The sequence below is a fragment of the Actinomycetospora sp. genome, assembly GCF_055612215.1.
The window spans coordinates 1-4,166 of the sequence record NZ_JBVPVA010000347.1 but is presented as its reverse complement, the minus strand read 5'-3'; the positions used below and the strand labels follow the sequence as shown (position 1 = coordinate 4,166).

Below are 4,166 nucleotides of genomic sequence, written 5' to 3'. Positions count from 1 at the left end.
GGGCGCGCCGCGAGGACGACGGGTGGTTGCTGACGATCACGACGCGGACCGATCGCTCGGCCTCCCAGCTCCTGGTGCTCGACGCCGCCGACGTCACCCGACGGGTGGCCGCGGTGACCCTGCCGCGCGGGGTGCCGGCCGAGTTCCACGGATCCTGGATCGGTGCGCTTCGCGCTCGTGAGCACTTTCGGGTGCCACATAGCCCCGGAAAGTGCTCACGGGCGCGGAGCGCACCTAATTGAGGTGCGCCCGCCAGGCGCGACCGTGGCGGGCGAGCCGGGACGCCTCGCGGGGGAGCTTGCGGGCCCAGTCGTCGAGCAGCCGGGCCGCCCCGAGGTAGTCCCCGCGGTGGCCCCGCGTCGCGGCGAGCTCGACGATCTCGTCGGCGCCCACCCCGGGGAGCAGCAGCCGCGCCTCGAGCACCCACCGCAGCTCGGGCACCCGCCCCGCCGCCCGGTGGATCAGCCGCAGGTTGGTGAGCATCCGGACGAGGACCGCCTGGGTCGAGACCGGCACGAGCAGCGCGGGATGGAACGGCACGTCGCGGCCGGCGCCGGTCGCGGCGCGGAAGAGCGTCTCGCAGTCCTCGAGCCCGAGCAGGTCGCCGGTGAAGGGGTCGAGGTACCACCCGGAGTCGCGCGGGTGGACGAGGAAGTGGCCGGGCATGCCCACCGGCTCCAGGTCGAGCCCGGCGCGGCGCCCGACCTCGAGGACGACCACGGCCAGCGTGATCGGGATGCCCTGCCGGCGGGCGAGGACCTCGACGAGTGAGGAGTTCCGCGGGTCGTAGTAGTCCTCGCGGTTCCCGGCGAACCCTTCCTCGGTGAAGATCCGCACGGCGAGCCCGTCGACATCGCTCACGCCGACCGCGAGCCGGTCGAGCTCGACGAGCGCGGCGTGGACGTCGGCGTCCGGGTCCGCGAGCCGGGCGATCTGCAGCGCCGCCGCGTCCAGGGGTGGATCCGCGGTCTCGAGCAGGTGCCCGAGGCGGGCGAGCGCGTCCGCGACCCCCGGCGGGGGAGCACCCGGCTCTCGGTCCACCTCGGTATCGTCCCGCGCTTCGGGCGATCTCGCTCGGGTGTGCCCCGTCGGGGTCGCCGGGGGAGTCACCCCGCCACGCGCAGCGCCCCGTGCTCGAAGTCCTGCGCGCGCCCGCCGCCGACGGCGTGCTCGTCCCCCGTCGGCAGGCCCAGCGCCGAGCGTTCCGCCCCCCGGGCCCGCCAGGTCGCGAGCATCGACCCGGAGACCTCGTGGGCGCCGGTGTCCGGCGACCAGTAGATGGACCCGTGCTCGAAGTCGGTGAACCGGCCTCGGCCGTCCGCGGTGGGCTGCTCGACGCGGTCGGGCTGGCCGAGCTCGGGGTGCGACGCCCACGCCGAGCGGACGTCGGTGCCCGCGGCGGCGATGAGCTTCGCGGTCTCGGCGCGCACGGTGTCCATGGCGGCGTACCCGGCGTTGCCCGGGCACTCGGTGTTCCCGACGTCGCGGTGGGCGAACAGGGCGTCGACGGTCGCCGTCTGGCCCTTGGCGAACTTCGAGGTCCCGCCCCCTGCGGAGGTGAGCGTGACCTTCTGCGACGGGTCGCGGTACATGCCGCCGAGCTTCCACGCGGCCAGCCGCTCGACGGAGGTCAGCTCCGCGGGGGTCGGTGGCGTGCTGACCAGGTTGCCCATCATCGCGATGCCGAAGGTCTCGCGGTTGAAGCCGCCGGCGTGCGCGGCCACCACGGGCCGGTCCATCCCGCCCGCCCGGCCCTCGAAGATCGTCCCGTACTTGTCGACGAGGGCGTTGTAGCCGATGTCGCCCCAGTTGTTCGTCACCGAGTGGTAGGCGTAGATGCCGCGCACGATCGCCGCGGACTGCTCGGGGGTGTAGTCGTTGGACTCGGAGGTGTGGTGGATGGTCACCGCCCGCGTCGTGGCCGTGTACTCCGGCGGCCACGTCATGAGCTTCGGGTCGGCGCCCCACTGCGCTCGGGTGACGTAGGCGGGGGCGGGGGGTGCGCCGGAGCGGGCGGCGGAGTCGCGCTCGCGGGCGCGGGCCCCGATGGCGGCGTCGTTGCCCGACGTCCCGGGGTCGATGCGCTGCACGGCGAGGCCCTGGGTGACGGGGACGCCGCCCCGGGTGGCCCGCACCTCGACCTGGCGGCGGTCGCCGACCCACACCGGGTCCGTCCCGCCACCCGCGGCGCGTGCCGGGGCCCCGTCGCGCTCACCCGCGTTGGAGTCCAGCGGCAGCCAGGTGCCCCACCGTCCGGCGGCGTCGGTCGAGCGCAGCGCGACGGTGTCGGGGGTCGGGCCGGTCCAGGTCACGGCCACGAGCTGGAGCGGACCGGTCGAGCGCGCGACCTGCGTCCCCTCGCCGTCGCGACCCTGGGTCGCGAGCGGGAGCGCGGTGATCGACGGGTGGGAGGCGTCGGCCGGGGGCAACGTCGCCGCCGGCAGGGACGTCACCGCGCGCGCCGGGTCGGGCGTCGCCGAGGGCTCGGGGACGGCCGCGGCGGCCGGGGCGAGCGCGGCCGCGAGCACGACCACGCCCAGGCCGAGCAGCAGCCGCCCGCGTCGGGCTCGCCGTCCACCGACCGCGCGGGCCTCCCCGGGGCGACCCGGACGCCCCGGCGCACCCGGGGTGTCCCCGCGTCCGCCTCGCCCCGTCCCGGACGTCGACCACCGCGCCGCCATCGTGCCTCCGCTCCACCGTCACCTGCCGGGGCGACCATGGCACCCACATGCGCCACATCCGCACCACGACGCGCCGTGGATCACTCGGTGGTGGCGGGGGTGCGCCGGGACCAGAAGGTCACGTCGGCGTAGGTGGCCACCGTGCGGGCGGCGATGCCGTCCGCCCCGGCGCCGATGGGCCCCGCGACGAGCGGGATCAGCTTGGTCAGGTTGAGCACGCCACGACGTCCGGCGCGGCCGGCGAACCGGTACCCGATGCGGCGGTCGAGCTGGGCGCGGACCTCGGCGGGCAACCGTCGCAGGCCCGCGAGCAGCGAGATCTCCTGCAGGTCGATGCCGGTGCGCTCGGCGAGCTCGGACCCGTCCGGGCCGAGGACGCAGAGCAGGACCGCGGTGCGCACCACGGGGTCCGCCGGGTCGTGGCCGCGGACCGTCGCGATCGCCGCGGCCAGGCGGGTCGACACCAGGTAGAGGCCGGTGACGCCGGCCGGGGCGGTGACGACCATCGTGGCCGCGCCGCCCAGGCTCGTCAGCAGCCCGGAGCTGGCCGCGAGGCGCACGTGGGTGCTGATGAGACGGCGCACGGCGGTCTCGACGTCGCCGTCGGCCTCTGCGAGGTGGTCCTCGGCGACGCGCCGCGCGGAGTGCCACGGGCCGGCGCCGCCGATGCCGCGGCGCACGAGCTCGCCGACGAGCCGGTCGCCGGCCCAGGAGGACTCCACCGCGCCACCCTCGGACACCCCGTCAGCCTGTCACGACGGCGGCGTGCGGGCTCCGCGTGCCGACCCGCCGGCGGCGAGGTCAGTGCGGCGGGGTCGCGTCCAGCACGTCGAGCGCCGCGGCGAGGTCCCCCGCCCAGGGCTCCCCGCGGTCCCGCGCGGCGGCGCGCTCCAGGCGCTCGCGCTGGGGCCGGTCCCGCGCCCAGACGAGGACCTCGGGGTCCACGCGGGCGCCGTAGTACGCGTCGACGACGAGCTCGGCGAGGTGGTGGTCGGCGCTCGCGGTGTCCTTGTACTCCCAGATGCCGATCAGGCGCCCCGGACCGTCGCCGAGGCCGGAGGCGTCGTCGAGGAACGAGACCGCCGTGGCGACGGGCAGCGTCGCCACCGGTCCGGGGTGGCGGTCGAGGAGTGCGACCCAGAGGGTGTCGACGAAGTCACGCACCGCGGTCCGCTCGGCGGTGGTCCAGTCGCCCCAGAACGCCGCGATCCGCGAGAGCACGGTGTGGAGGTCGACGCGGTCGTCGCTCACCACCGCGCGCAGCAGCCACGGGGTGAGCGCGCGGACGTCGTCCGGGGCGCCGATCGTCTCGCCCAGCCCGAGGACGAGGGCCAGCGGATCGATCTCCGCCACCACGACCGGCCCCTGACGCGGAGTGAGGCTCTCGAGGACCTCACGGGCCGGGTGCGCGACGAAGGCGGCCTCCACCTGCCACAGCGCCGCCGCGACCTCCGCATCCACGACGCGATTCTGTGGGCTGACAAG

General features: G+C 76.2%; 5 protein-coding genes. 1 reads left to right on the top strand and 4 read right to left on the bottom strand.

The window, feature by feature from the left end; genetic code table 11:
* Positions 1-242 (top strand): carotenoid oxygenase family protein (locus tag AC0CYZ_RS09915; protein ID WP_472214754.1); only part of this gene is annotated, 242 nt, incomplete at its 5' end.
* Here the strand turns inward: AC0CYZ_RS09915 and AC0CYZ_RS09910 are convergent.
* The 4 genes from AC0CYZ_RS09910 to AC0CYZ_RS09895 form a co-directional block, all read right to left on the bottom strand.
* Complete coding sequence (locus AC0CYZ_RS09910) at positions 235-1,041, bottom strand: SirB1 family protein (protein WP_472214752.1); 807 nt, start codon at positions 1,039-1,041, stop codon at positions 235-237. The two genes, AC0CYZ_RS09915 and AC0CYZ_RS09910, sit on opposite strands and share 8 nt — an antisense overlap.
* 65 nt (positions 1,042-1,106) lie before the next feature.
* A complete protein-coding gene (locus AC0CYZ_RS09905; RefSeq protein ID WP_472214750.1) occupies positions 1,107-2,681 on the bottom strand; it encodes an N-acetylmuramoyl-L-alanine amidase in 1,575 nt (524 codons plus the stop codon).
* Positions 2,682-2,761: 80 nt separating this feature from the next.
* Complete coding sequence (locus AC0CYZ_RS09900; RefSeq protein WP_472214747.1) at positions 2,762-3,421, bottom strand: hypothetical protein; 660 nt, start codon at positions 3,419-3,421, stop codon at positions 2,762-2,764.
* Positions 3,422-3,482: 61 nt separating this feature from the next.
* Positions 3,483-4,142, bottom strand: a complete 660-nt coding sequence (locus AC0CYZ_RS09895) for a hypothetical protein (RefSeq protein WP_472214745.1) — start codon at positions 4,140-4,142, stop codon at positions 3,483-3,485.
* Positions 4,143-4,166 lie beyond the last annotated feature (24 nt).